Origin of the sequence: Pseudomonas sp. SWRI22 (genome assembly GCF_014268395.2) — a bacterium.
Lineage (GTDB): Bacteria > Pseudomonadota > Gammaproteobacteria > Pseudomonadales > Pseudomonadaceae > Aquipseudomonas > Aquipseudomonas paracarnis.
Genome location: NZ_JABWQK020000001.1, coordinates 2957548 through 2977633, shown reverse-complemented (window position 1 = coordinate 2977633; position 20086 = coordinate 2957548). Strand labels below are relative to the sequence as shown.

Genomic DNA, 20086 nt, shown 5'->3' with positions numbered 1-20086 from the left:
GGCCCATGAATTATGGGGTAAAGCCCATGAGCAGCAATGACTAGGATAAGTTGAGCTTATGTATGAAGCGCTGGGTGACCTCTCTCTCGATTTGCTGCGCGCCTTTGAGGCAGCGGCGCGTCATCGCAGTTTCACCGCGGCCGCGATGGAGCTGGGCACCACCCAACCGGCGGTCAGCCAGCAAATCAAACGCCTTGAAGAGCAACTGGCGATCCGCCTGTTTGATCGCATTTACCGCGGCATCGAACTGACTGACGCCGGTGCCCTGCTGTTCGAGCATGTGCAAGGCGGCCTGCAGAACATCAACCAGGGGCTCGGCGCCATCACTCAACAAAGCCAGCATGAAGTGCTGCAAGTCGCCACCGACTTTGCCTTCGCCGCCTATTGGCTGATGCCACGCCTGCATCGTTTTCACCAGGCCAACCCGCAGGTGGATGTCAGCCTGGTCACCAGTGAGCGCAACCCGGCCACCCTGCGCAGCGATATTGATGTGGCGGTGCTGTTCGGCGATGGCCGTTTCAAGCAGGGCGAGAGCCTGTGGTTGTTCAATGAGGAAGTGTTCCCGGTGTGCAGCCCACAGTGGCTCAAGGAGCAGGTCGCGCCCCTGACGGTGCAGACCTTGCAAGACTGCCCGTTGCTGCACCTGCGCCAGGAAAACAACAGCCAATGGTTTGACTGGAACGGCGTGTTCCGCGAACTGGGTATCACGGCTGCGCCGACCCCGGGGCAATTGCGCTTCGACAACTACACCTTGCTGATCCAGGCCGCGATTGCCGGCCAGGGCGTCGCCATCGGCTGGCGCCACCTGGTGGATAACCTGCTGGAGCAGAATTGGCTGTGCCGGCCGATCAGCTCCATGGTGATCTCGCGCTTGGGCTATTACGTGGTGCAACCCCAGCGCAAACGCCGCGGACAGTTGGTGGACCGCTTTGTCGAGTGGCTTGTGGCGGAACAGGCCAACAGTGCGCACTCGTTGACCGGGCTGGCCCTGCCGTCGATTGCGGTCTAGGATCGGCCCACAGTGGAACCGGAGTCAGTCATGCAACGTATCAAGGGCTACCACGCCCATATCTACTTCGACGCCAGCACGATTGAGCAGGCGCGCACGCTCTGTGAGGACGCCGCCAAGTTGTTCCCGCTGCGCATGGGCCGTGTGCACGAGCGGCCCGTGGGCCCGCACCCGGATTGGAGTTGCCAGCTGGCGTTCGAGCCGGAATATATCGGTGTGGTGTTGCCGTGGCTGGCGCTGCATCGCAATGGTCTGGTGGTGTTCCTGCACCCTGAAACCGGTGACGACCTCAAGGACCACACCGATTACGCCATCTGGATGGGCGCGATGCGCGAGCTGGACTTGTCGATTTTTTAACCTTCCTTACCCGATAAATCCGCGGCCTTCCCTAAGTAAAAACAAGAATGGTTGTAGGATTTATCTTGTCTTGTCTCATTATATGGGATTGATATTTATATATTGAGATATTCCGCTCCCTAGGTTTATATTCGCCCATCTGCTTTTTTCAGCACCCACTCATTTCAGGTGAAGCGATGCAGGCGCAATTGATCGCGCTCGATTGGGGGACCAGCTCCCTTCGTGCTTACAAACTCGGCCCCGCGGGCGTTGTGCTGGAACAGCGCTCGCAAGCCTGGGGCATCATGCATTTGCCCACAGAGCCCCGGGAAATAGCCGGTGTGCTATGCACTGACGGCTTTGAACTGGCGTTCGATAGCGCCTGCGGCGATTGGCTTGATGCCCAGCCCGGGCTGCCGGTAATCGCTTGCGGCATGGTCGGCAGCGCACAGGGTTGGAGCGAGGCGGCCTATCGCAGCACGCCGGTGGATGTCGCCAGTCTCGGCCAGGCGTTGCATGGCATACGCAGCCTGCGTGGGGTGCAGGTGCATATCGTGCCGGGGGTGATCGAGCAAGTGGGTCTGCCCAATGTCATGCGTGGCGAAGAAACCCAAGTACTCGGCGTACTGCAAGGCCTTGAGCCCCAGGTGTTGATCGGCCTGCCCGGCAGCCATTCCAAGTGGGTCGAGGTGGTGGAAGGCCGCATTACCCATTTCGATACCTTCATGACTGGCGAAGTGTTTGCGGTGTTGAGCAAGCACAGCATCTTGGGGCGTACCCAACAAGCGAGCGAGCAGTTCCAGGCCGAGGCGTTTGATCAAGGCGTGCGCGTGGCGCTGTCCAACGATGGCCAGCGTGGCGTGCTTTCAACCCTGTTCAGTGCCCGTACCCTTGGGCTCACTGCGCAGCTGGCGCCCGACCAGCAACCCGATTACCTCTCTGGCCTGCTCATCGGCCATGAGCTCGCCGGCTTGCCAGATTCGGCCAAACATCAGCCGATCATCCTGGTCGGCGCTGCTGCACTTTGCGCCCGCTATCAACGCGCCCTCGCCCTTTGCGGATTTGCCCACGTCAGCCTGGCGCAAGAAGCCACCGAGCGTGGCCTGTGGCAACTGGCGCAAGCCGCCGGGCTCATTCGACCTGTACTGGAGGCCTGACATGCTCAAGCAAGCACTCGCACAAAACGGTTTGATCGCCATCCTGCGCGGCCTACGCCCCGACGAAGCCCAGGCGGTCGGCCAGGTGCTGTACGACGCGGGTTTTCGCGTGATCGAAGTGCCGCTCAACTCGCCAGACCCTTACGCCAGCATTCGCACCCTGCGCGACAGCTTGCCCGCCGATTGCCTGATCGGTGCCGGCACGGTGTTGACGCCTGAGCAGGTCGAACAGGTCAAGGCGGCCGGAGGCCAGGTGATCGTCATGCCCCACAGCGATGCCAAGGTGCTGCGTGCCGCCAAAGCGGCGGGCCTGTACTTGTCGCCTGGGGTAGCCACGCCTACCGAAGCCTTTGCCGCACTGGCCGAAGGCGCCGATGTGTTGAAGCTGTTTCCGGCCGAGCAGATGGGCCCTTCAGTGATCAAGGCATGGCTGGCGGTATTGCCGGCGGGCACGTTGCTGCTGCCGGTGGGCGGCATTACCCCGGACAACATGCAGGTGTTTACCGACGCCGGCGCCAAGGGCTTCGGATTGGGTTCCGGGCTGTTCAAGCCGGGCATGACAGTGGATCAGGTTGCGAGCCGTGCCCAGGCTTATGTTGCCGCCTGGAAAGCCCTGAGCTGAGAGCATATTCCGCGCCCACAGGCGCTGCATCTATAAGAGAGACAAGAGATGAAAATCACCAAACTGACGACCTTTATCGTTCCGCCGCGCTGGTGCTTCCTCAAGGTCGAAACCGACCAGGGTGTGACCGGCTGGGGTGAGCCTGTGGTCGAGGGCCGCGCTCACACGGTGGCCGCCGCCGTCGAAGAACTGTCCGACTACCTGATCGGCAAAGACCCTCGCAATATCGAAGATATCTGGACCGTGCTCTATCGCGGCGGCTTCTACCGAGGCGGCGCGGTGCATATGAGCGCCCTCGCCGGCATCGACCAGGCGTTGTGGGACATCAAGGGCAAGGCCCTCGGTGTATCGGTCAGCGATCTGCTGGGCGGCCAGGTGCGTGACAAGATCCGTGTGTACTCATGGATCGGCGGTGACCGCCCCGCCGATACTGCCCGTGCCGCCAAAGAGGCGGTGGCCCGTGGCTTCACAGCCGTGAAAATGAATGGCACCGAAGAATTGCAGTTTGTCGACAGCTTCGAAAAAGTCGACCTGGCCCTGGCCAACGTCGCTGCTGTGCGCGATGCGGTCGGCCCTAACGTGGGTATTGGCGTCGACTTCCATGGCCGCGTGCACAAGCCGATGGCCAAGGTGCTGATGAAAGAGCTCGACCCGTACAAACTGATGTTCATTGAAGAGCCGGTGCTCAGCGAAAACTACGAAGCGCTGAAAGAACTGGCCCCGCTGACCAGTACGCCGATCGCCTTGGGTGAGCGCCTGTTCTCGCGCTGGGATTTCAAGCGGGTGCTCAGCGAAGGCTACGTCGACATCATCCAGCCGGACGCCTCCCACGCAGGTGGTATCACCGAAACCCGCAAGATCGCCAACATGGCCGAAGCCTACGACGTGGCCCTGGCCCTGCACTGTCCGCTGGGCCCGATTGCCTTGGCGGCATGCCTGCAGCTGGATGCGGTTTGCTACAACGCGTTTATCCAGGAGCAGAGCCTGGGTATTCATTACAACGAAAGCAACGATCTGCTCGACTATGTGCGTGATCCAGGCGTATTCGACTATGACCAGGGCTTTGTGAAGATCCCCAACGGCCCAGGACTGGGCATTGAGATCAACGAGGAGTATGTGGTTGAGCGCGCGGCCATCGGCCATCGCTGGCGCAATCCGATCTGGCGCCATGCCGATGGCAGTTTTGCCGAGTGGTGATTTCCACCTGATTGAAACGCGCTAAAAAATGTGGGAGCAGGCAAGCCAGCTCCCACATTGAGCGCGTTCCTTCCTCAACAAATATAAAAAGAGGCACCCCCATGCACCCTGAATCCCTCACCGGGCAGGCTTCTTTAGTCACGCCTAGCAGAAAGCGCTTTTTCATCATGGTGCTGCTGTTCATCACCGTGGTCATCAACTACCTCGACCGTAGCAACCTGTCGATTGCCGCGCCCGCGCTGACCAGCGAGCTGGGGATCGACCCGGTGCAAGTCGGGCTGATTTTCTCTGCCTTCGGTTGGACCTACGCCGCCATGCAAATCCCGGGTGGCTGGCTGGTAGACCGGGTGCCGCCGCGCATTCTCTACACGGCCGCCCTGCTGCTGTGGTCGATTGCCACCGTGATGCTCGGTTTCGCCGCCAGCTTTATCGCGCTGTTCGTGCTGCGCATGGCCGTGGGCGCGTTGGAGGCGCCGGCCTATCCCATCAACAGCCGTGTGGTCACCACCTGGTTTCCCGAGCGCGAGCGCGCCACGGCTATCGGCGTCTATACCTCCGGGCAATTCGTCGGCCTGGCGTTCCTCACTCCGGTACTGGCGTGGCTGCAGCACCAGTACGGCTGGCACATGGTGTTTGTGGTGACCGGGGGCGTCGGCATCCTGTGGGCCGCGATCTGGTACGCGGTGTACCGCGAGCCCAAAGATTTCAAAGGCGCCAACGAAGCCGAAATCCAACTGATCCGCGACGGTGGCGGGCTGGTGGACATGCAGGCTAAAACCGTCAAGGCACCCTTCAGCTGGACCGACCTCGGCATCGTGCTGAGCAAACGCAAGCTGTGGGGCATCTACCTGGGCCAGTTTTGCCTGAACTCCACGCTGTGGTTCTTCCTGACCTGGTTCCCGACGTACCTGGTGAAATATCGCGGCATGGACTTTATCCAGTCTGGCTTGCTGGCCTCCTTGCCGTTCCTGGCCGCGTTTGTGGGCGTGCTGTGTTCGGGGGTGTTTTCCGATTGGCTGATTCGCCGTGGGGCATCGGTGGGCTTTGCGCGCAAGTTGCCGATCATCAGTGGGCTGCTGATTTCCACGGCGATCATCGGGGCCAACTATGTGGACTCGACGGGGTGGGTCATCGCGTTTCTGGCGGTGGCGTTTTTCGGCAATGGCCTGGCGTCGATCACCTGGTCGCTGGTGTCGACCTTGGCGCCTGCCCGTCTGTTGGGGCTGACCGGCGGGGTGTTCAACTTCATCGGCAACCTGGCGGCAATTGCCACGCCTATCGTGATTGGCTTTCTGGCCAGTGGCTCGTCATTTGCGCCGGCCATTACCTACATTGCGGTCCTGGCGCTGCTCGGCGCGCTTTCCTACATATTGCTGGTCGGCAAAGTCGAGCGGATCGAGCTGTAAAAAGGGCGACCTTCGGGTCGCCCTTTTTTCGTTCTACGGCACCGACATCTCGTTGCGAAATATATTGTGCGGGTCCCAGCGCTGCTTGGTACGGCGCAAGCGGCTTTCGATCATCAGATCGGGAAAGAAGATTTTGTACCACTGGGGGTTTTTGCCGTTGGCCGGATTACCGCCTGTGTAGGTCATGTCGAGGTCGGGGTAATTGATGTAGCAGCCTTCGAACGCATTGTTGAGCGGTACGCCTTGCGCATCGGCAAACGCATTGACGTACAGCCCTCGGATCCAGTCGGCATGGGCTTGATCCGCGGCCGCGCTGTCGTCGTGCCAGTAACACTGGGGTTGCCACTTGAGGAAGGACGAACGCTGGGCGGCCGACGACTCCTTGCGCACGGGCGCGCTGGCGGCGTTGATCTGGCCGCCGAAGGACTGAATCTGGATCAGGCTTTGTGTCAGGTGGTTGTCAGGGTCCGGCCAGGTCAGGGTAGTCCAGATGGCCTGTAACACTTGGGGGCTGAACTCACCTTTCTGATAGGCCGATTTATAGCGCCCACGCTGATTGTCTCCCGAACCATTCAATGTTTGCTGGCACACCAGCCAGTCCAGGCGCCGCGCCGCAGCCTGGGCGGATGAGACTGAGTCGATGAGGCGCCCGCCGGCTGTGCCGGGCGGCAAATGGACCACATGAAACGGCACCAGCGACTCGGTGGCAGGTAAGCCGATGGCCGTGAGCATCTTGTCGACAAAATCATCGAAGGGCGCACGGTCGTTCAGCTCACCCTCCTTGTCCACATAATGGATGCCCAAGGTGATATTGCCTGTGTGCTCGTGGCGCATTTCCAGTTTGGTCGCCAGGCCCCAGGTGTCCGGGTTGCTCTGATGACTGGCGAACCATCGCTGGTAAGCCACCAGCAGGTTGTTAAGTGCATCCTGAGTCAGTGCTGACCAATCCCATTCCAACACCAGCCACAGTACTTCTTTGGGGGCCGGTGGCAGGTCCTTGAAGTAATAGCTGGTGATAATGCCGAATTGACCACCCCCCGCACCGCAGCACGCGGCGAACAGGTCCAATTCGTCCTGTTGGGTGCTGTCCCTGCTGACATGGCGCGGTTCTAGCCCTTTGCCTTGGCTGTCAGGCACCAGGATATCGACCCCGCTGAGCCAGTCACACACCAGTCCATACTTGCGAGACAGCAGCCCATAGCCGCCACCGCAAATGTGTCCGCCCAGGCCCACGCTATAGCATGAGCCGCCGGGCAAGGTTTTGTTGGCCAGCTTGTACAAAGCGCCATAGGTGTCCCAGTTCTGGCCGCCGGCCTCCAGGCGAAAGCGGTAGCGAAAGGGCTGCGTGGGGTTCAGCTCGGAACCGATCTGGCCGTTGGCATCGTAGATCACTCGGTTCAGCGCGCTGATATCCAGGATCGACAGCACCTCATTCGGGCTGTCGGGCATCTTGTTGGCGACAAACCCTTCGTAGCAATGACCGCCGCTGCGTACGGTGATGCGTCCATTGGGCAGGGCCAGTGCCTGGGCGGCGGCGTCCATGATGTCTTGCGGGCTGCGGCAAAGGTAAATCAGGTTGGCGCCATTGGGCGAAGACTGGCCCTGCACATTGCCCAAGGGCCAGCGTAGATTGAAACCCTTTTGCAGGGTTGAGTGACGACGGTCTGAAACGGTGACGAGATCAAATGCCATGATGTACTCCTAAGAGCCAAGAATGACTTCTGATGCGGCTAACTTAACGACCGAGGGGCAAGGACTGCGGGGCTTGCGAAGGTGGTTAGACGGCAAAGGGCACGAAGTGCATTAAAAAAGGAGGTGGGCGACATGCCCACCTCCTTTGAAGCCTAGCGTATAAGCTGCGGTCGTTGCGCCGTGCAACTTACTTGCGTGCGTTGCGCACACCTTCCGACAGCGCTGCGCACAGGGTCAGCACGCCATCAATGGCTTGCTGGTCGTTCTTGGCCGTGGCGATGTGATCGATCAGCGCCGAACCCACTACCACCCCGTCCGCCAAGCGTGCGATGGCCGCTGCCTGGTCGGGTGTGCGGATACCAAAGCCGATGCTGATCGGCAGGTCGGTATGGCGGCGCAGACGGGCCAAGGCTTCTTCGACGTGTTCCAGGGTGGCGGCACCCGCCCCGGTGACACCGGCGACCGACACGTAATACACAAACCCGGAGCTGCCATTGAGCACAGTAGGCAGGCGCACGTCATCGGTAGTCGGCGTGGTCAGGCGGATAAAGTCGATACCTGCGGCCTGGGCCGGGTCGCACAGCTCGCCGTTATGCTCGGGGGGCATGTCCACCACGATCAGGCCGTCGACGCCAGCTGCCTTGGCATCGGCAATGAACTGCGACACGCCGTATTTGTGGATCGGGTTGAAATAGCCCATCAACACCAGCGGCGTGTCGTCGTTGTCCTGGCGGAACTCGCGAACCATCTGCAGGGTTTTCAACAGGTTCTGCTTGGCGGCCAGTGCGCGGATATTGGCCAGCTGGATGGCCGGGCCATCGGCCATCGGGTCGGTGAAGGGCATGCCCAGCTCGATCACATCGGCGCCGGCGGCCGGCAAGCCCTTGAGGATCGCCAGCGAGGTGTCATAGCCGGGGTCGCCAGCGGTGACGAAGGTCACCAGGGCGGCGCGATTTTGTTCCTTGAGTTGCGCAAAGCGGGTTTGCAGGCGGCTCATCAGTGTTTCTCCTGCTTGGACTGTTCCATATGGTGCATCACGGTCTGCATGTCTTTGTCGCCACGACCCGAGAGGTTGACCACCATCAGGTGATCCTTGGGCAAGTTTGGCGCGCGCTTGAATACTTCAGCCAGGGCGTGGGCGCTTTCCAGTGCCGGAATGATCCCTTCCAGGCGGCAGCATTTGTGGAAGGCTTGCAGGGCTTCGTCGTCAGTCACCGAGGTGTACTGGACGCGGCCGATGTCATGCAACCAGGCGTGTTCCGGGCCGATGCCGGGGTAGTCCAGGCCTGCGGAAATCGAGTGGGCGTCAATGATCTGGCCGTCGTCGTCCTGCAGCAGGAAGGTGCGGTTGCCGTGCAGCACGCCCGGTACGCCGCCGTTGAGGCTGGCAGCGTGCTTGCCGGTTTCGATGCCATGGCCTGCGGCTTCAACACCGATGATTTCGACGCTGGTGTCATCCAGGAATGGGTGGAACAGGCCCATGGCGTTGGAACCGCCGCCGATGCACGCTACCAGGCTGTCCGGCAGGCGGCCTTCCTGGGCTTGCAGCTGGGTGCGGGTCTCCTTGCCGATCACGGCCTGGAAATCGCGCACCATCGCCGGGTATGGGTGTGGCCCGGCCACGGTACCGATCAGGTAGAAGGTGCTGTCGACATTGGTTACCCAGTCACGCAGGGCTTCGTTCATGGCGTCTTTGAGGGTGCCGGTGCCGGCGACCACGGGGATGACCTCGGCGCCCAGCAGCTTCATGCGGAACACGTTGGCCTGCTGGCGCTCGATGTCGGTGGTGCCCATGTAGATCACGCATTGCAGGCCAAAGCGCGCCGCCACGGTTGCGGTGGCCACGCCGTGCATGCCGGCGCCGGTCTCGGCGATGATGCGTTTCTTGCCCATGCGCCGGGCCAGCAGGATCTGGCCGATGCAGTTGTTGATCTTGTGCGCGCCGGTGTGGTTGAGCTCTTCGCGCTTGAGGTAGATTTTGGCGCCGCCGCAGAACTCGGTCAGGCGTTCGGCAAAATACAGCGGGCTTGGGCGCCCGACATAATCGCGCTGAAAGTAGGCCAATTCTTCGTTAAACGCCGGATCTACCTTCGCCGCTTCGTATTCACGGGCCAGGTCGAGAATCAACGGCATCAGGGTTTCAGCGACGTAGCGGCCGCCGAACGCACCAAACAGGCCGTTGGCGTCAGGGCCGTTGCGTAGATCGGTCTGGTACTGAGTCATGGGACGCTCCAGGAAAAATGTGTTTAAAGGCAATGACGGTCACTCTACTCGTGACGCTCTGGCCTGAAAACCGATAAGATCGCCGCAACCTGTCAGGAAAACTCACAGATGAGCCGCGACCTTCCTCCCCTCAACGCCCTGCGCGCTTTTGAAGCCACCGCTCGCCTTAACAGCGTCAGCCAGGCTGCGGAGCTATTGCACGTGACCCATGGTGCGGTCAGCCGCCAGTTGAAAGTGCTGGAGGAGCACTTGGGCGTGAGCCTATTCATCAAGGATGGGCGCGGCCTTAAACTCACAGATGCCGGCGTCAGGCTACGAGATGCCAGCAGCGAGGCTTTAGAGCGGTTGCGCGACGTGTGCGCCGAACTCACCCAACGCGGCGCTGACGCGCCCTTCGTTCTTGGTTGTTCAGGCAGCTTGCTGGCGCGTTGGTTTATCCCTCGGCTGGGGCGGTTGAATGTTGACTTGCCGGATTTACGCTTGCACCTGTCGGCAGGCGAAGGCGATCTGGACCCGCGCCGCCCGGGGCTGGATGCCTTGCTGGTATTCGCTGAGCCGCCGTGGCCGGCGGATATGCAGGTGTATGAGCTGGCCAGCGAGCGCATCGGCCCGGTCTTGAGCCCCCGCTTCGCCGGTTTTGAACAACTGCGTCAGGCCCCAGCGTCGGATCTGCTGGAGCAACCCTTGCTTCACACCACCTCACGTCCGCAAGCCTGGCCCAGTTGGGCACGGCAACACGGCCTAGAGCCCGGCGCGCTGAAACTCGGCCAGGGGTTTGAGCATTTGTATTATCTGCTGGAAGCGGCGGTTGCCGGCTTGGGAGTGGCAATTGCGCCAGAACCGCTGGTGGCAGAGGACCTGCGAGCGGGTCGCCTGGTGGCGCCTTGGGGGTTCAGTGAAACCCCGGCGCACCTGGCGTTGTGGCTACCCAAGCGCGCCGCAGACGGGCGCGCCGGGCAGTTGGCGCAATGGCTCAAGGCTGAGCTGTTGCGTCAACCGATGTAACCGGTCAATCAGTCACCGCGTTTGCACAGCAGATAAGCCGCCAGCAGGCCCAGCGCGCCAACGGCGACACCGGCGGTCGTCCAGGGGTGCTCTTGTGCGTAGTCACGGGTGGCAGCGCTGGTTTCGCGGATTTTGACTTTGCTTTCTTCGTAGGCGTCGCTGATCAGGTGGCGAGAGTGCTTGAGGGCGTTCTCGGCATTGCTTTTCAAGGCCTTCAGCGTTTTGCGCGACTCATCGGACGCGTCGTCCTTGAGGCTCTCCAGCGATTTGAGCAGGCTCGAAATCTCGGCTTCCATGCTTTCCAGCGACGCTTTGCGTAAAGAAGTGTTGGCCATGTGGACATCTCCTGAAGTGATTGAGTGGCGTGTGTAGATACCGACTGCGCCGGTTTCAGAAAGTGCAGTAATTCTGAACTTTCGCCTCCCAACGGTCGCCTGAAGCAGTACGCACATTCGCTGCTAGTCTTGATTGACGACCTAAAGGAGAAACGCCATGAGTGATCATCACACGTACAAGAAAGTCGAACTGGTAGGCTCTTCCACCACCAGCATCGAAGACGCGATCAACAATGCCCTGGCTGAAGCCAACAAAAGCATCAAGCATCTGGAGTGGTTTGAGGTGACCGAAACCCGTGGTCACATCAAAGATGGCAAGGCTGCGCACTTCCAGGTCACGCTCAAAGTGGGATTCCGCATTGCCAGTAGTTGATCGGCAGAGTTGAACTTTGCCCGCTGGCCGATTGCCATAACCTGCGCTACAAACAACGGGTGCCGACGCGATGAGCGTCGGCACGCTCTTTTTGATCAGCGCAAGGAAAGTAACGGATGAAGAAGTTTCTGTTAGCGGTAGGGTTGTTGAGCATTGCGGGTACCGCTATGGCGGCGGGCAAGCCTTGTGAAGAGCTGAAAAGCGAAATCGCAGCGAAAATCGACGCCAACGGCGCTTCGGGGTATTCGCTGGAAGTGGTGGACAAAGGTGCTACGCCAAGTGACCAGAAAGTAGTTGGCACCTGCGAAGGTGGCACCAAGGAAATTGCCTACAAGCGCGGCTAACCCCGTGCTGTATAAGCGACGCACCTGTGGCGAGGGAGCTTGCTCCCGCTGGGCTGCGTAGCGGCCCCAAAAAAATGGGAGCGCTGCGCACTCCAGCGGGAGCAAGCTCCCTCGCCACAGGTATATCGATTGACCATTCAGCCCTTCATTACTTGTGCAAGCAGCTCGTAGGAATGAATCCGGTCTGCGTGCTCATACAGGTCACTGGTAAAAATCAGCTCATCAGCACCGGTCTGCTCGATCAACACCTCCAACTTGCCGCGAATCTTCGCCGGGCTGCCCACCATGGCCAAGCCGAGGAAGCTACCGACCGCATCTTTTTCATGGGGCAACCACAGGCCGTCCATGGTTTTTACTGGAGGGCGCTGCACCAGGCTCTGGCCGCGCATCAACGCGAGAATACGCTGGTACACCGAGGTGGCCAGGTAATCGGCCTGCTCATCGGTGTCGGCCGCCACCAGCGGAATGCCGAGCATCACGTAGGGCTTGTCCAGCACCGCCGAAGGCTTGAAGTGATTGCGATACACGCGAATTGCCTCATGCATCAAGCGCGGTGCGAAATGGGAGGCGAAGGCGTAAGGCAAGCCACGCTCACCGGCCAATTGTGCGCTGAACAGGCTTGAACCCAGCAGCCACACCGGCACATTGGTGCCGGTGCCCGGTACCGCGATAACCCGTTGGTCGGGCATACGCGGGCCGAGGTAGGCCATCAGCTCGGCCACATCTTCGGGGAAGTCATCGGCACTGCCGGAGCGTTCACGGCGCAGGGCGCGGGCGGTCATCTGGTCGGAACCGGGCGCGCGCCCCAGGCCCAGGTCAATACGACCGGGGTAGAGGCTTTCCAGCGTACCGAACTGCTCGGCGATCACCAGTGGCGCGTGGTTTGGCAACATCACCCCGCCAGACCCCACGCGAATGGTCGAGGTGCCGCCTGCCAGGTAACCGAGCAGTACCGAGGTGGCCGAACTGGCGATGCCGTCCATATTGTGGTGCTCAGCTACCCAGAAACGGTGGTAGCCGAACTTCTCCACATGCTGGGCCAGGTCCAGGGAATTGCGCAGCGACTGCGCCGGGCTGCCGTTGGCGCGTACGGGCACCAGGTCGAGGGTCGAGAACTTTACGTCGGACAGCGATTTCATAAGCCTGCTTCTCCAATGGGGGCGCAGGCTTTCTAGACGAACCAAAACCTGCCGCTTCATGTGCATGCTCTATGCAATGAGGGCATATACCCGAGATTCAATAGGTAGCTCTGAAATTTCCTACTAGATTGCTAGGTTTCTCTTACGAATGAACTTTGTTTTGACGTCTATCCTCAGAACCCTTACCGACGCAAAACCACCGTTCGAGGAGAAAGCTATGAGTATCGTTAAAAAGGCATCCGCGCATTGGGAAGGCGACCTGAAGACTGGCCTGGGCTCCATTTCCACCGAAACCGGCGTGCTGCGCGAAGCGCCCTACGGCTTCAAGGCCCGCTTCGAGGGCGGCAAGGGTACCAACCCTGAAGAATTGATCGGCGCGGCTCACGCCGGCTGTTTCTCCATGGCGTTTTCCATGATTCTCGGCGACGCCGGGCTCAAGGCTGAAAGCATCGACACCCAGGCCGAAGTGACTCTGGACCAGGTCGAGGGCGGCTTTGCGATTACAGCAGTGCACCTGATCCTGAAGGCCAAAATCCCAGGCGCGAGCCAGGCACAGTTCGATGAACTGAGCAAAAAAGCCAAGGAAGGGTGCCCGGTCTCCAAGGTACTGAATGCAACCATCACCTTGGATGCCACGCTGGTCAACTGACACAGCAGGCATCTTATGTGGGAGCGGGCTTGCTCGCGAATGCGGTGGATCAGCCGATATCTTCGGTGACTGATACTCCGTATTCGCGAGCGAGCCCGCTCCCACATTTTTAGTCCTGCGTAAAATCAGAACTCGTGTTTGTAAAATGTGGTCGAATAGCCCATGCAGCCTAGGCGCACACTCGTGCGCAGCGCATTCAGGGAGCTCCACACATGAAACGTTTTGCCTTGGCAATCATCTGCGGTGTATTGGCCACTTCGGCCGTGGCCGCGCCAAAAGATTGTGAAGAGCTCAGGAAAGAAATCGAAGTGAAGATCCAGGCCAAGGCGATTCCGTCCTACACCCTGGAAATCATCACCGCCGAAGAAGCCAAGAACCATGACGAAGCCATGATTGTCGGCTCATGCGAAAACGGCACCAAGCGCATCATCTATCAAAAGAACAACGACTGACTCAGATGCAGTTCACGCTGCGCTCTTCGGCCAATAGTTGGCGGGTTGAGTCGTACAGCCGGATGTTGGGCGTGAACGCCAGTGAGCGCCCTTCCAACACATAGCGCTGGCCGGCCTGAAAGTTGTTGTACTGCAGCGTCATGAAGCAGGTGCGATACATCATCTGGCTGAGGCCACCCAGGCCGCCGCCAGCGGGCACTTCAAAGTCAAAGCGCACCATCAGCTCGTGAGGGCCGGGAGGCATTTGAAAAAAGCGCCCGTCGTCGAGGTTTTTCCCGTCCAGGCGCTGAGCCATTACCAACTTGGAACCCGGGGTGGGCGTGGTGAAATCGACCCAGGCCTGCTGCGGGTCCACGGGGGGGATGGGGGTCGAGGCGCAAGCGCTGAGGAATACAGCGGCGACGGGAAGCAAGAGCTGGCGCATGGCAGGTACTCAACACGAGAAGAGGCTTGAGTATAAACACGCCACGCCGTGGAAAAATCCCCGGCAAGCGCGATAGTCTGGCGAACCCATCACCCAGGAGCAGTCAGTGCATGATCAGGCGTTTTCTTCCAGGACTGATGGTTTTGCTGCTCAGCGGCTGTTCCAGTGTCAGTTATTACAGCCAGTTGGCGAGTGGCCAGTGGCACCTGTTGCGGGCCCGGGAGCCGGTTGCCGAGGTCATCGCCGACCCTGCTCGCCCGCCACTGCTGCGTGAGCATCTGGCTCAATCGCAGAAAGCTCGAACCTTCGCCAGTGAACACCTGCATCTGCCGGACAATCAAAGTTACCGGCTTTATGCCGATATTGGCCGACCCTATGTGGTCTGGAATGTCTTCGCCACGCAGGAATTTTCTCTGTCACCCCAGAACCATTGCTTTCCCATCGCCGGTTGCGTCGCCTATCGCGGCTACTACAACCAAGGTGCGGCCCGGGGCGAGGCGGCGCTGTTGCGGCAACAGGGCATGGATGTGTCGATCGGCGGCGTGGAGGCCTACTCCACCCTGGGCTGGTTCAACGACCCGATCATGAGCTCGATGATGAGCTGGGGCGATGAGCGCCTTGCCACGCTGATTTTCCATGAGCTGGCCCACCAGCGCTTCTACGTGAAGGATGACACCGAGTTCAACGAGTCCTATGCCAGTTTTGTCGAGCAGGAGGGCACGCGCCAATGGCGTGCGGCGCGGGGCCTGGCGCCTGTCGGCGATGCGGCGTTGAAGCAACGCGATCAATTTATCCGGCTGATTCTCGATACCCGTAGACGCCTGGAGGCGTTGTACGCGCAGCCGTTGGCAGCGGACGCGATGCGCCGTGCCAAAGCGGCGCAATTCGAGCAGTTGCGTAGTGAATACCGGCACCTGCGTGATAGCCAATGGGGTGGTGACAAGCGTTATGACGCCTGGATTAACCAGCCGATGAATAACGCGCGGCTTTTGCCGTTTGGGTTGTATGACCAATGGGTGCCGGCGTTTGCGGCGTTGTTTGCGCGGGAAGGCGGGGATTGGGTGAGGTTTTATGCGGCGGTGGAGCGGTTGGGCGGGTTGCCGGTGGAGCAGCGTAAAGCGGCGTTGAGGCAGTTGGAGACGGTTGGTCGTTAGGGCCTTATCGCAGGCAAGCCAGCTCCCACAGTTGACCGCATCCTCATGTTGAAAATCGGTCAACTGTGGGAGCTGGCTTGCCTGCGAAAGCGGTCTCAAGGACGCTGCAAAAACGCCTGATGCATCTGGTCCAACGTCTCGAAATGCCAGGTCGGTGCCTCGGCACTCAGCTCTTCAAAACTACCAAACCCATACCCCACGGCGGCCGAATCCAGCCCATTACTGCGTGCGCCGATCAGGTCATGCTTGCGATCACCGATCATCAAGGTGGTGGCCGGGTCCAGCCGTTCCTCACGCATCAAATGCGCGATCAACTCGACCTTGTTGGTACGCGTGCCGTCCAGTTCGCTGCCGTAGATCACCTTGAAGTACTTGGCAAAGTCGAAATGCCGCGCAATCTCGCGGGCAAATTCCCACGGTTTGGAGGTGGCTACGTACAGCTGACGCCCTTGGCTGTTCAACTCTTCCAATAACGGCATGACGCCGTCGAACACGCGGTTTTCGTACAGGCCGGTGACCTTGAAGCGCTCACGGTAGAAATTCACCGCCTCCCATGCCTTGGCCTCGTCGAAGGCGTAAAACTGCATGAACGCCTGCAGCAAGGGCGGGCCGATGAAGTGTTCGAGTTTGGTCAGGTCGGGCTCATCAATGCCCAGTTTGGCCAAGGCGTACTGGATCGAACGGGTAATGCCCTCGCGTGGGTCGGTGAGGGTGCCGTCCAGGTCGAACAGGACGGTGGGGTGATGCAGGGTCATTGATCGAATCCTTCAGCCAGGTGCAGGTCTTTGAGCTTCACGTAGTTCGCAGCGCTGTAGGTGAAAAAGGCGCGTTCTTTGTCAGTCAATGCGCGAACCTGTTTGACCGGGCTGCCCACATACAAAAAACCACTGTCGAGTTTCTTGCCTGGCGGCACCAGGCTGCCGGCGCCGATGATCACGTCGTCTTCGACCACGGCGCCATCCATCACGATACTGCCCATGCCGATCAGGATGCGGTTACCCACGGTGCAGCCATGCAGCATGACTTTGTGGGCGATGGTCACATCGTCGCCGATCAGCAACGGGAAACCCTCAGGATTGAACGGCCCCGCATGGGTAATGTGCAGCACGCAGCCGTCTTGCACGCTGGTGCGCGCACCGATGCGGATGCGATGCATGTCGCCACGGATCACTGTCAGCGGCCAAACCGAGCTGTCAGTGCCGATTTCGACATCGCCGATCACCACCGCCGAAATATCGACAAACGCCCCGGCGCCGAGGGTTGGCGTGTGGTTCTGATAGGTGCGAAGGGTCACGATAGCCTCTCTCTCTTCTGCTGATAGCTGCGGTGGGTGTTGATTGTAATTAAGATGGCCCCATCTTTGTTCTACATGTTTCTTCAGCCAAGGTGCCCACCGTGAGCGCGAACAACCCTCTTTTGCAGTCCTACGACCTGCCGCCGTTCTCGGCGATCCGTGCCGAGCACGTGCAGCCGGCCATCGAACAGATCCTCGCCGACAACCGCGTGGCAATCGCAGAGATCCTGCAAAGCCAGGGTAAAAATCCGACGTGGGCAGGCCTGGTCCTGGCCATGGATGAACTCAATGATCGCCTTGGCGCGGCCTGGAGCCCGGTCAGCCACCTCAATGCCGTGTGCAACAGCGCCGAACTGCGCGAAGCCTACGAGGCGTGCCTGCCGGCATTGAGCGCCTACTCCACCGAAATGGGCCAGAACCGTGAGCTGTTCCAGGCCTTCGAAGCCCTGGCCAACAGCCCGGAAGCTGCCGGTTTCGATGTGGCGCAAAAAACCATTCTGGAACACTCCCTGCGTGACTTCCGCCTGTCGGGTATTGATTTGCCGCCGGAGCAGCAAAAACGCTACGCCGAGGTGCAGAGCAAGCTGTCCGAGTTGGGCAGCAAATTCTCCAACCAGTTGCTGGACGCCACCCAGGCCTGGACCAAGCACGTCACTGATGAGGCGATACTTGCCGGCCTGACCGATTCGGCCAAGGCGCAAATGGCTGCCGCCGCCCAGGCCAAGGGCCTCGACGGCTGGCTGATCACGTTGGAATTCCCCAGCTACTACGCCGTCATGACCTACGCCCAGGACCGCGCCCTGCGTGAAGAGGTTTATGCCGCCTACTGCACCCGTGCGTCGGACCAGGGCCCGAATGCCGGTCAGAACGATAACGGCCATGTGATGGAGCAGATCCTCGACCTGCGTCAGGAACTGGCCCAATTGTTGGGTTATGCGTCGTTCTCGGAGCTGAGCCTGGCCACCAAGATGGCCGAATCCAGCGACCAGGTGCTGAGCTTCCTGCGCGACCTGGCCAAGCGCAGCAAGCCGTTCGCCGCCCAGGACCTGCAGCAACTCAAGGCCTACGCCGCCGAGCAAGGCTGCGCTGATCTGCAGAGCTGGGACAGCGGTTTCTACGGCGAAAAACTGCGTGAGCAGCGCTACAGCGTGTCCCAGGAAGCGCTGCGCGCCTACTTCCCCATCGACAAAGTGCTGGGCGGCCTGTTTGCCATTGTGCAGCGCCTGTACGGCATCGAGATCGCTGAGCTTAAAGGCTTCGACACCTGGCACCCGGATGTGCGCTTATTCGAGATCAAGGAGAACGGCGAGCACGTCGGACGCTTCTTCTTCGACCTGTATGCCCGCGCCAACAAGCGTGGCGGTGCCTGGATGGATGGTGCCCGTGACCGCCGCCGTACCCTTGATGGCGTGCTGCAAAGCCCCGTCGCCAACCTGGTGTGCAACTTCACCCCGGCCGACAGTGGCAAGCCTGCCCTGCTGACCCACGATGAAGTCACCACCCTGTTCCACGAATTCGGCCACGGCCTGCATCACCTGCTCACCCGCGTGGAGCACGCCGGCGTATCCGGTATCAACGGTGTGGCGTGGGACGCGGTGGAACTGCCGAGCCAATTCATGGAGAACTGGTGCTGGGAGCCTGAAGGCCTGGCGCTGATCTCCGGCCACTACGAAACCGGCGAGCCCCTGCCCCAGGACCTGCTGGAAAAAATGCTCGCGGCGAAAAATTTCCAGTCCGGCCTGATGATGGTGCGTCAGCTGGAGTTCTCGCTGTTCGACTTTGAACTGCACGCCACCCATGGCGATGGTCGCAGCGTGGCCCAGGTACTTGAAGGCGTGCGCGATGAAGTCTCGGTCATGCGCCCACCGGCCTACAACCGCTTCCCCAACAGCTTCGCTCACATCTTCGCCGGCGGTTATGCGGCGGGTTACTACAGCTACAAATGGGCGGAAGTGCTGTCGGCGGACGCGTTCTCCAAGTTTGAGGAAGACGGCGTGCTCAACGCCCAGACCGGGCGTGCCTTCCGTGAAGCCATCCTGGCCCGTGGCGGCTCCCAGGCGCCGATGGTGCTGTTCGTCGATTTCCGCGGACGCGCGCCGTCGATTGACGCACTCTTGCGCCACAGCGGCTTGAGTGAGGACGCGGCAGCATGAGTGAAGGGCCTGTGATTACCAAAAAGCAATTTATCGCCGGGGCGGTCTGCCCGGCGTGCAGCGAGCCGGACAAGTTGAAGATGTGGACCGAAGATAGCGTACCGCACCGCGAATGCGTGGCCTGCGGGTATACCGATACGCTGAATGATCAAGGCCTGTCGGTGCCCAAGGAATTGGGCACTAGGGTCAATACCACCGCGTTGAAAGCGCCGGCCGATCCTAAGGTGCAGGCAGTGCAGTTCTTCCCGAACCCGAAGCTGAAAAAAGACTAAGCCGGCACTCACTGTAGGAGCGAGCTTGCTCGCGAAGAACTCAACAGCGCGGCGTTTATCCAGGAAAACGCGCGTTATCGTTAACCTTCGCGAGCAAGCTCGCTCCTACAATTTTTTTTCTTCCTTACCCGTTGTGGTGATCCAGCCTTTCATTGAGCACAACGCAAAGGCGCTGGTGCTGCAATCCCCATTCGCCAAAGCTGTGCGCAACTTGTCGACATCGGCTTTCATCATGTAGCGAACGCCATCCTTGAAACCATTGCTGCTGCCAAAGCCGCCCAAGGTCATTTCGTTCAGCGCGTCCTCCTTGCTCCACCCTTGAACCACCACCCGATACATCGCTGCCATCAGGCCGGTGCGGTCGGCGCCGTGCTTGCAATGCATCAACACCGGGCCATCGGCCTCTGCTGCCTGAATCGCTCTGATTGCCGCCAGCACGTCGGCATCGTCGACGTGGTTGGTTCGATAGCTCAACTGCACCTGTTTGATATCAGAGGATTGGAGCCACTGCGTATCAGATTCTGGCAAGAAGTTGATGACCGTAACGATCTTGAGTTTTTGCAATAACGGCAGCGCATGTCCATCCGGCAATGCGCTGCGATAGAGCGTGGGTGTCATCTGGTGCAGGTTGTATTGGTTACCCACCGGCTGGGCCCACTCCGGCGAGCGGATCGACGCAGCCTCATCGGCTTGTACGGTGCTGAACAGGCTCATGAGCGCCAGGCCGAGAACGAGGAGTAAGCGTGTGTTGAACATGAACGTCGTGACCGAGCTAGGAAGTGGCTGATGGGCCGCAGATTCACTCAAAGCGGGTCAATACGGCGTGAGGTCCGTGTCAAAGAATCGTGAT

At 60.2% G+C, this 20086-nt stretch carries 23 protein-coding genes; 14 read left to right on the top strand and 9 right to left on the bottom strand.

All coding sequences use genetic code 11. From position 1 onward, the window contains the following. Nucleotides 1–58: 58 nt before the first annotated feature. From HU730_RS13045 to HU730_RS13020, 6 genes are all read left to right on the top strand, one after another. Nucleotides 59–1009 (top strand): LysR family transcriptional regulator, encoded by a 951-nt coding sequence (locus HU730_RS13045; protein WP_186527015.1) that lies wholly within the window; start codon nt 59–61, stop codon nt 1007–1009. A 30-nt stretch (nt 1010–1039) separates the two neighbouring features. Next, nucleotides 1040–1366, top strand: coding sequence for a DOPA 4,5-dioxygenase family protein (locus HU730_RS13040; RefSeq protein WP_014716300.1), 327 nt, complete (start codon nt 1040–1042; stop codon nt 1364–1366). Between the two features lie 176 nt (nt 1367–1542). Further along, complete coding sequence (locus HU730_RS13035; RefSeq protein WP_186527014.1) at nt 1543–2502, top strand: 2-dehydro-3-deoxygalactonokinase; 960 nt, start codon at nt 1543–1545, stop codon at nt 2500–2502. Between the two features lies 1 nt (nt 2503). After that, a complete protein-coding gene (locus HU730_RS13030) occupies nt 2504–3124 on the top strand; it encodes a 2-dehydro-3-deoxy-6-phosphogalactonate aldolase (RefSeq protein WP_054898859.1) in 621 nt (206 codons plus the stop codon). A gap of 48 nt (nt 3125–3172) precedes the next feature. Continuing rightward, nucleotides 3173–4321: a galactonate dehydratase gene (gene dgoD, locus HU730_RS13025; protein ID WP_003187297.1), complete on the top strand. Its 1149-nt coding sequence runs from the start codon at nt 3173–3175 to the stop codon at nt 4319–4321. 101 nt (nt 4322–4422) lie between these two features. Continuing rightward, nucleotides 4423–5727, top strand: coding sequence for an MFS transporter (locus HU730_RS13020; RefSeq protein ID WP_032894350.1), 1305 nt, complete (start codon nt 4423–4425; stop codon nt 5725–5727). Nucleotides 5728–5760: 33 nt separating this feature from the next. On the opposite strand, the gene HU730_RS13015 is transcribed toward HU730_RS13020, so the two are convergent. From HU730_RS13015 to trpB, 3 genes are all read right to left on the bottom strand, one after another. Continuing rightward, a complete protein-coding gene (locus HU730_RS13015; RefSeq protein WP_096143004.1) occupies nt 5761–7419 on the bottom strand; it encodes a BBE domain-containing protein in 1659 nt (552 codons plus the stop codon). Between the two features lie 187 nt (nt 7420–7606). Next, nucleotides 7607–8416, bottom strand: a complete 810-nt coding sequence (trpA, locus tag HU730_RS13010) for a tryptophan synthase subunit alpha (protein WP_186527013.1) — start codon at nt 8414–8416, stop codon at nt 7607–7609. Further along, nucleotides 8416–9642, bottom strand: a complete 1227-nt coding sequence (gene trpB / locus HU730_RS13005) for a tryptophan synthase subunit beta (RefSeq protein WP_186527012.1) — start codon at nt 9640–9642, stop codon at nt 8416–8418. The genes trpA and trpB overlap by 1 nt, the downstream gene beginning before the upstream one ends. A 108-nt stretch (nt 9643–9750) precedes the next feature. On the opposite strand from trpB, the gene HU730_RS13000 reads away from it, so the two are divergent. After that, on the top strand, nt 9751–10647 hold the full coding sequence (locus HU730_RS13000) for a LysR family transcriptional regulator (RefSeq protein WP_186527011.1): 897 nt from the start codon (nt 9751–9753) through the stop codon (nt 10645–10647). An 8-nt stretch (nt 10648–10655) separates the two neighbouring features. Here HU730_RS13000 and HU730_RS12995 read toward each other — a convergent pair whose 3' ends face one another. Then, nucleotides 10656–10982, bottom strand: a complete 327-nt coding sequence (locus tag HU730_RS12995) for a DUF883 family protein (protein WP_003187304.1) — start codon at nt 10980–10982, stop codon at nt 10656–10658. A gap of 157 nt (nt 10983–11139) precedes the next feature. Here HU730_RS12995 and HU730_RS12990 point away from each other — a divergent pair, with 157 nt between their 5' ends. Beyond that, nucleotides 11140–11355, top strand: a complete 216-nt coding sequence (locus HU730_RS12990; RefSeq protein ID WP_005783406.1) for a dodecin — start codon at nt 11140–11142, stop codon at nt 11353–11355. Between the two features lie 116 nt (nt 11356–11471). Continuing rightward, nucleotides 11472–11699 (top strand): DUF1161 domain-containing protein, encoded by a 228-nt coding sequence (locus tag HU730_RS12985; RefSeq protein WP_034129210.1) that lies wholly within the window; start codon nt 11472–11474, stop codon nt 11697–11699. A 137-nt stretch (nt 11700–11836) separates the two neighbouring features. On the opposite strand, the gene HU730_RS12980 is transcribed toward HU730_RS12985, so the two are convergent. After that, complete coding sequence (locus HU730_RS12980; protein WP_060763850.1) at nt 11837–12838, bottom strand: LLM class flavin-dependent oxidoreductase; 1002 nt, start codon at nt 12836–12838, stop codon at nt 11837–11839. A gap of 217 nt (nt 12839–13055) precedes the next feature. Here HU730_RS12980 and HU730_RS12975 point away from each other — a divergent pair, with 217 nt between their 5' ends. After that, nucleotides 13056–13487 (top strand): OsmC family protein, encoded by a 432-nt coding sequence (locus tag HU730_RS12975; protein WP_034129212.1) that lies wholly within the window; start codon nt 13056–13058, stop codon nt 13485–13487. 212 nt (nt 13488–13699) lie between these two features. Continuing rightward, nucleotides 13700–13939: a DUF1161 domain-containing protein gene (locus HU730_RS12970; protein ID WP_003187312.1), complete on the top strand. Its 240-nt coding sequence runs from the start codon at nt 13700–13702 to the stop codon at nt 13937–13939. 1 nt (nt 13940) lies between these two features. Here the strand turns inward: HU730_RS12970 and HU730_RS12965 are convergent, their stop codons facing one another. Further along, on the bottom strand, nt 13941–14363 hold the full coding sequence (locus HU730_RS12965; RefSeq protein ID WP_034129213.1) for a hypothetical protein: 423 nt from the start codon (nt 14361–14363) through the stop codon (nt 13941–13943). 110 nt (nt 14364–14473) lie between these two features. On the opposite strand from HU730_RS12965, the gene HU730_RS12960 reads away from it, so the two are divergent. Continuing rightward, nucleotides 14474–15517 (top strand): aminopeptidase, encoded by a 1044-nt coding sequence (locus HU730_RS12960; protein ID WP_060763849.1) that lies wholly within the window; start codon nt 14474–14476, stop codon nt 15515–15517. A 95-nt stretch (nt 15518–15612) separates the two neighbouring features. Here HU730_RS12960 and HU730_RS12955 read toward each other — a convergent pair whose 3' ends face one another. Both HU730_RS12955 and HU730_RS12950 read right to left on the bottom strand, forming a co-directional pair. After that, a complete protein-coding gene (locus HU730_RS12955) occupies nt 15613–16272 on the bottom strand; it encodes an HAD family hydrolase (protein ID WP_034129215.1) in 660 nt (219 codons plus the stop codon). Next, nucleotides 16269–16811, bottom strand: coding sequence for a gamma carbonic anhydrase family protein (locus tag HU730_RS12950; RefSeq protein ID WP_034116625.1), 543 nt, complete (start codon nt 16809–16811; stop codon nt 16269–16271). The genes HU730_RS12955 and HU730_RS12950 overlap by 4 nt, the downstream gene beginning before the upstream one ends. Before the next feature lie 101 nt (nt 16812–16912). Here HU730_RS12950 and prlC point away from each other — a divergent pair, with 101 nt between their 5' ends. Next, the gene (prlC, locus tag HU730_RS12945) at nt 16913–18964 is read left to right on the top strand and encodes an oligopeptidase A (protein ID WP_034129216.1); all 2052 of its coding nucleotides are present in this window, start codon (nt 16913–16915) and stop codon (nt 18962–18964) included. Next, complete coding sequence (locus HU730_RS12940; RefSeq protein ID WP_020301415.1) at nt 18961–19236, top strand: YheV family putative zinc ribbon protein; 276 nt, start codon at nt 18961–18963, stop codon at nt 19234–19236. The genes prlC and HU730_RS12940 overlap by 4 nt, the downstream gene beginning before the upstream one ends. 105 nt (nt 19237–19341) lie before the next feature. Here the strand turns inward: HU730_RS12940 and HU730_RS12935 are convergent, their stop codons facing one another. Continuing rightward, nucleotides 19342–19992 (bottom strand): dual specificity protein phosphatase family protein, encoded by a 651-nt coding sequence (locus tag HU730_RS12935; RefSeq protein ID WP_034129217.1) that lies wholly within the window; start codon nt 19990–19992, stop codon nt 19342–19344. Nucleotides 19993–20086: the final 94 nt, after the last annotated feature.

Excerpts from the sequence above, each read along its gene's own strand:
- HU730_RS12985 (WP_034129210.1), top strand. The coding sequence starts at position 11,472 with ATGAAGAAGTTTCTGTTAGCGGTAGGGTTGTTGAGCATTGCGGGTACC.
- HU730_RS12955 (WP_034129215.1), bottom strand. The coding sequence starts at position 16,272 with ATGACCCTGCATCACCCCACCGTCCTGTTCGACCTGGACGGCACCCTC.
- HU730_RS13000 (WP_186527011.1), top strand. The coding sequence starts at position 9,751 with ATGAGCCGCGACCTTCCTCCCCTCAACGCCCTGCGCGCTTTTGAAGCC.
- HU730_RS13045 (WP_186527015.1), top strand. The coding sequence starts at position 59 with ATGTATGAAGCGCTGGGTGACCTCTCTCTCGATTTGCTGCGCGCCTTT.
- HU730_RS13020 (WP_032894350.1), top strand. The coding sequence starts at position 4,423 with ATGCACCCTGAATCCCTCACCGGGCAGGCTTCTTTAGTCACGCCTAGC.
- HU730_RS13035 (WP_186527014.1), top strand. The coding sequence starts at position 1,543 with ATGCAGGCGCAATTGATCGCGCTCGATTGGGGGACCAGCTCCCTTCGT.
- trpB (WP_186527012.1), bottom strand. The coding sequence starts at position 9,642 with ATGACTCAGTACCAGACCGATCTACGCAACGGCCCTGACGCCAACGGC.
- HU730_RS13040 (WP_014716300.1), top strand. The coding sequence starts at position 1,040 with ATGCAACGTATCAAGGGCTACCACGCCCATATCTACTTCGACGCCAGC.
- HU730_RS12940 (WP_020301415.1), top strand. The coding sequence starts at position 18,961 with ATGAGTGAAGGGCCTGTGATTACCAAAAAGCAATTTATCGCCGGGGCG.
- HU730_RS13015 (WP_096143004.1), bottom strand. The coding sequence starts at position 7,419 with ATGGCATTTGATCTCGTCACCGTTTCAGACCGTCGTCACTCAACCCTG.
- HU730_RS12995 (WP_003187304.1), bottom strand. The coding sequence starts at position 10,982 with ATGGCCAACACTTCTTTACGCAAAGCGTCGCTGGAAAGCATGGAAGCC.
- HU730_RS12975 (WP_034129212.1), top strand. The coding sequence starts at position 13,056 with ATGAGTATCGTTAAAAAGGCATCCGCGCATTGGGAAGGCGACCTGAAG.
- HU730_RS12935 (WP_034129217.1), bottom strand. The coding sequence starts at position 19,992 with ATGTTCAACACACGCTTACTCCTCGTTCTCGGCCTGGCGCTCATGAGC.
- trpA (WP_186527013.1), bottom strand. The coding sequence starts at position 8,416 with ATGAGCCGCCTGCAAACCCGCTTTGCGCAACTCAAGGAACAAAATCGC.
- HU730_RS12965 (WP_034129213.1), bottom strand. The coding sequence starts at position 14,363 with ATGCGCCAGCTCTTGCTTCCCGTCGCCGCTGTATTCCTCAGCGCTTGC.
- HU730_RS12980 (WP_060763850.1), bottom strand. The coding sequence starts at position 12,838 with ATGAAATCGCTGTCCGACGTAAAGTTCTCGACCCTCGACCTGGTGCCC.
- dgoD (WP_003187297.1), top strand. The coding sequence starts at position 3,173 with ATGAAAATCACCAAACTGACGACCTTTATCGTTCCGCCGCGCTGGTGC.
- HU730_RS12970 (WP_003187312.1), top strand. The coding sequence starts at position 13,700 with ATGAAACGTTTTGCCTTGGCAATCATCTGCGGTGTATTGGCCACTTCG.
- HU730_RS12990 (WP_005783406.1), top strand. The coding sequence starts at position 11,140 with ATGAGTGATCATCACACGTACAAGAAAGTCGAACTGGTAGGCTCTTCC.
- HU730_RS13030 (WP_054898859.1), top strand. The coding sequence starts at position 2,504 with ATGCTCAAGCAAGCACTCGCACAAAACGGTTTGATCGCCATCCTGCGC.
- HU730_RS12960 (WP_060763849.1), top strand. The coding sequence starts at position 14,474 with ATGATCAGGCGTTTTCTTCCAGGACTGATGGTTTTGCTGCTCAGCGGC.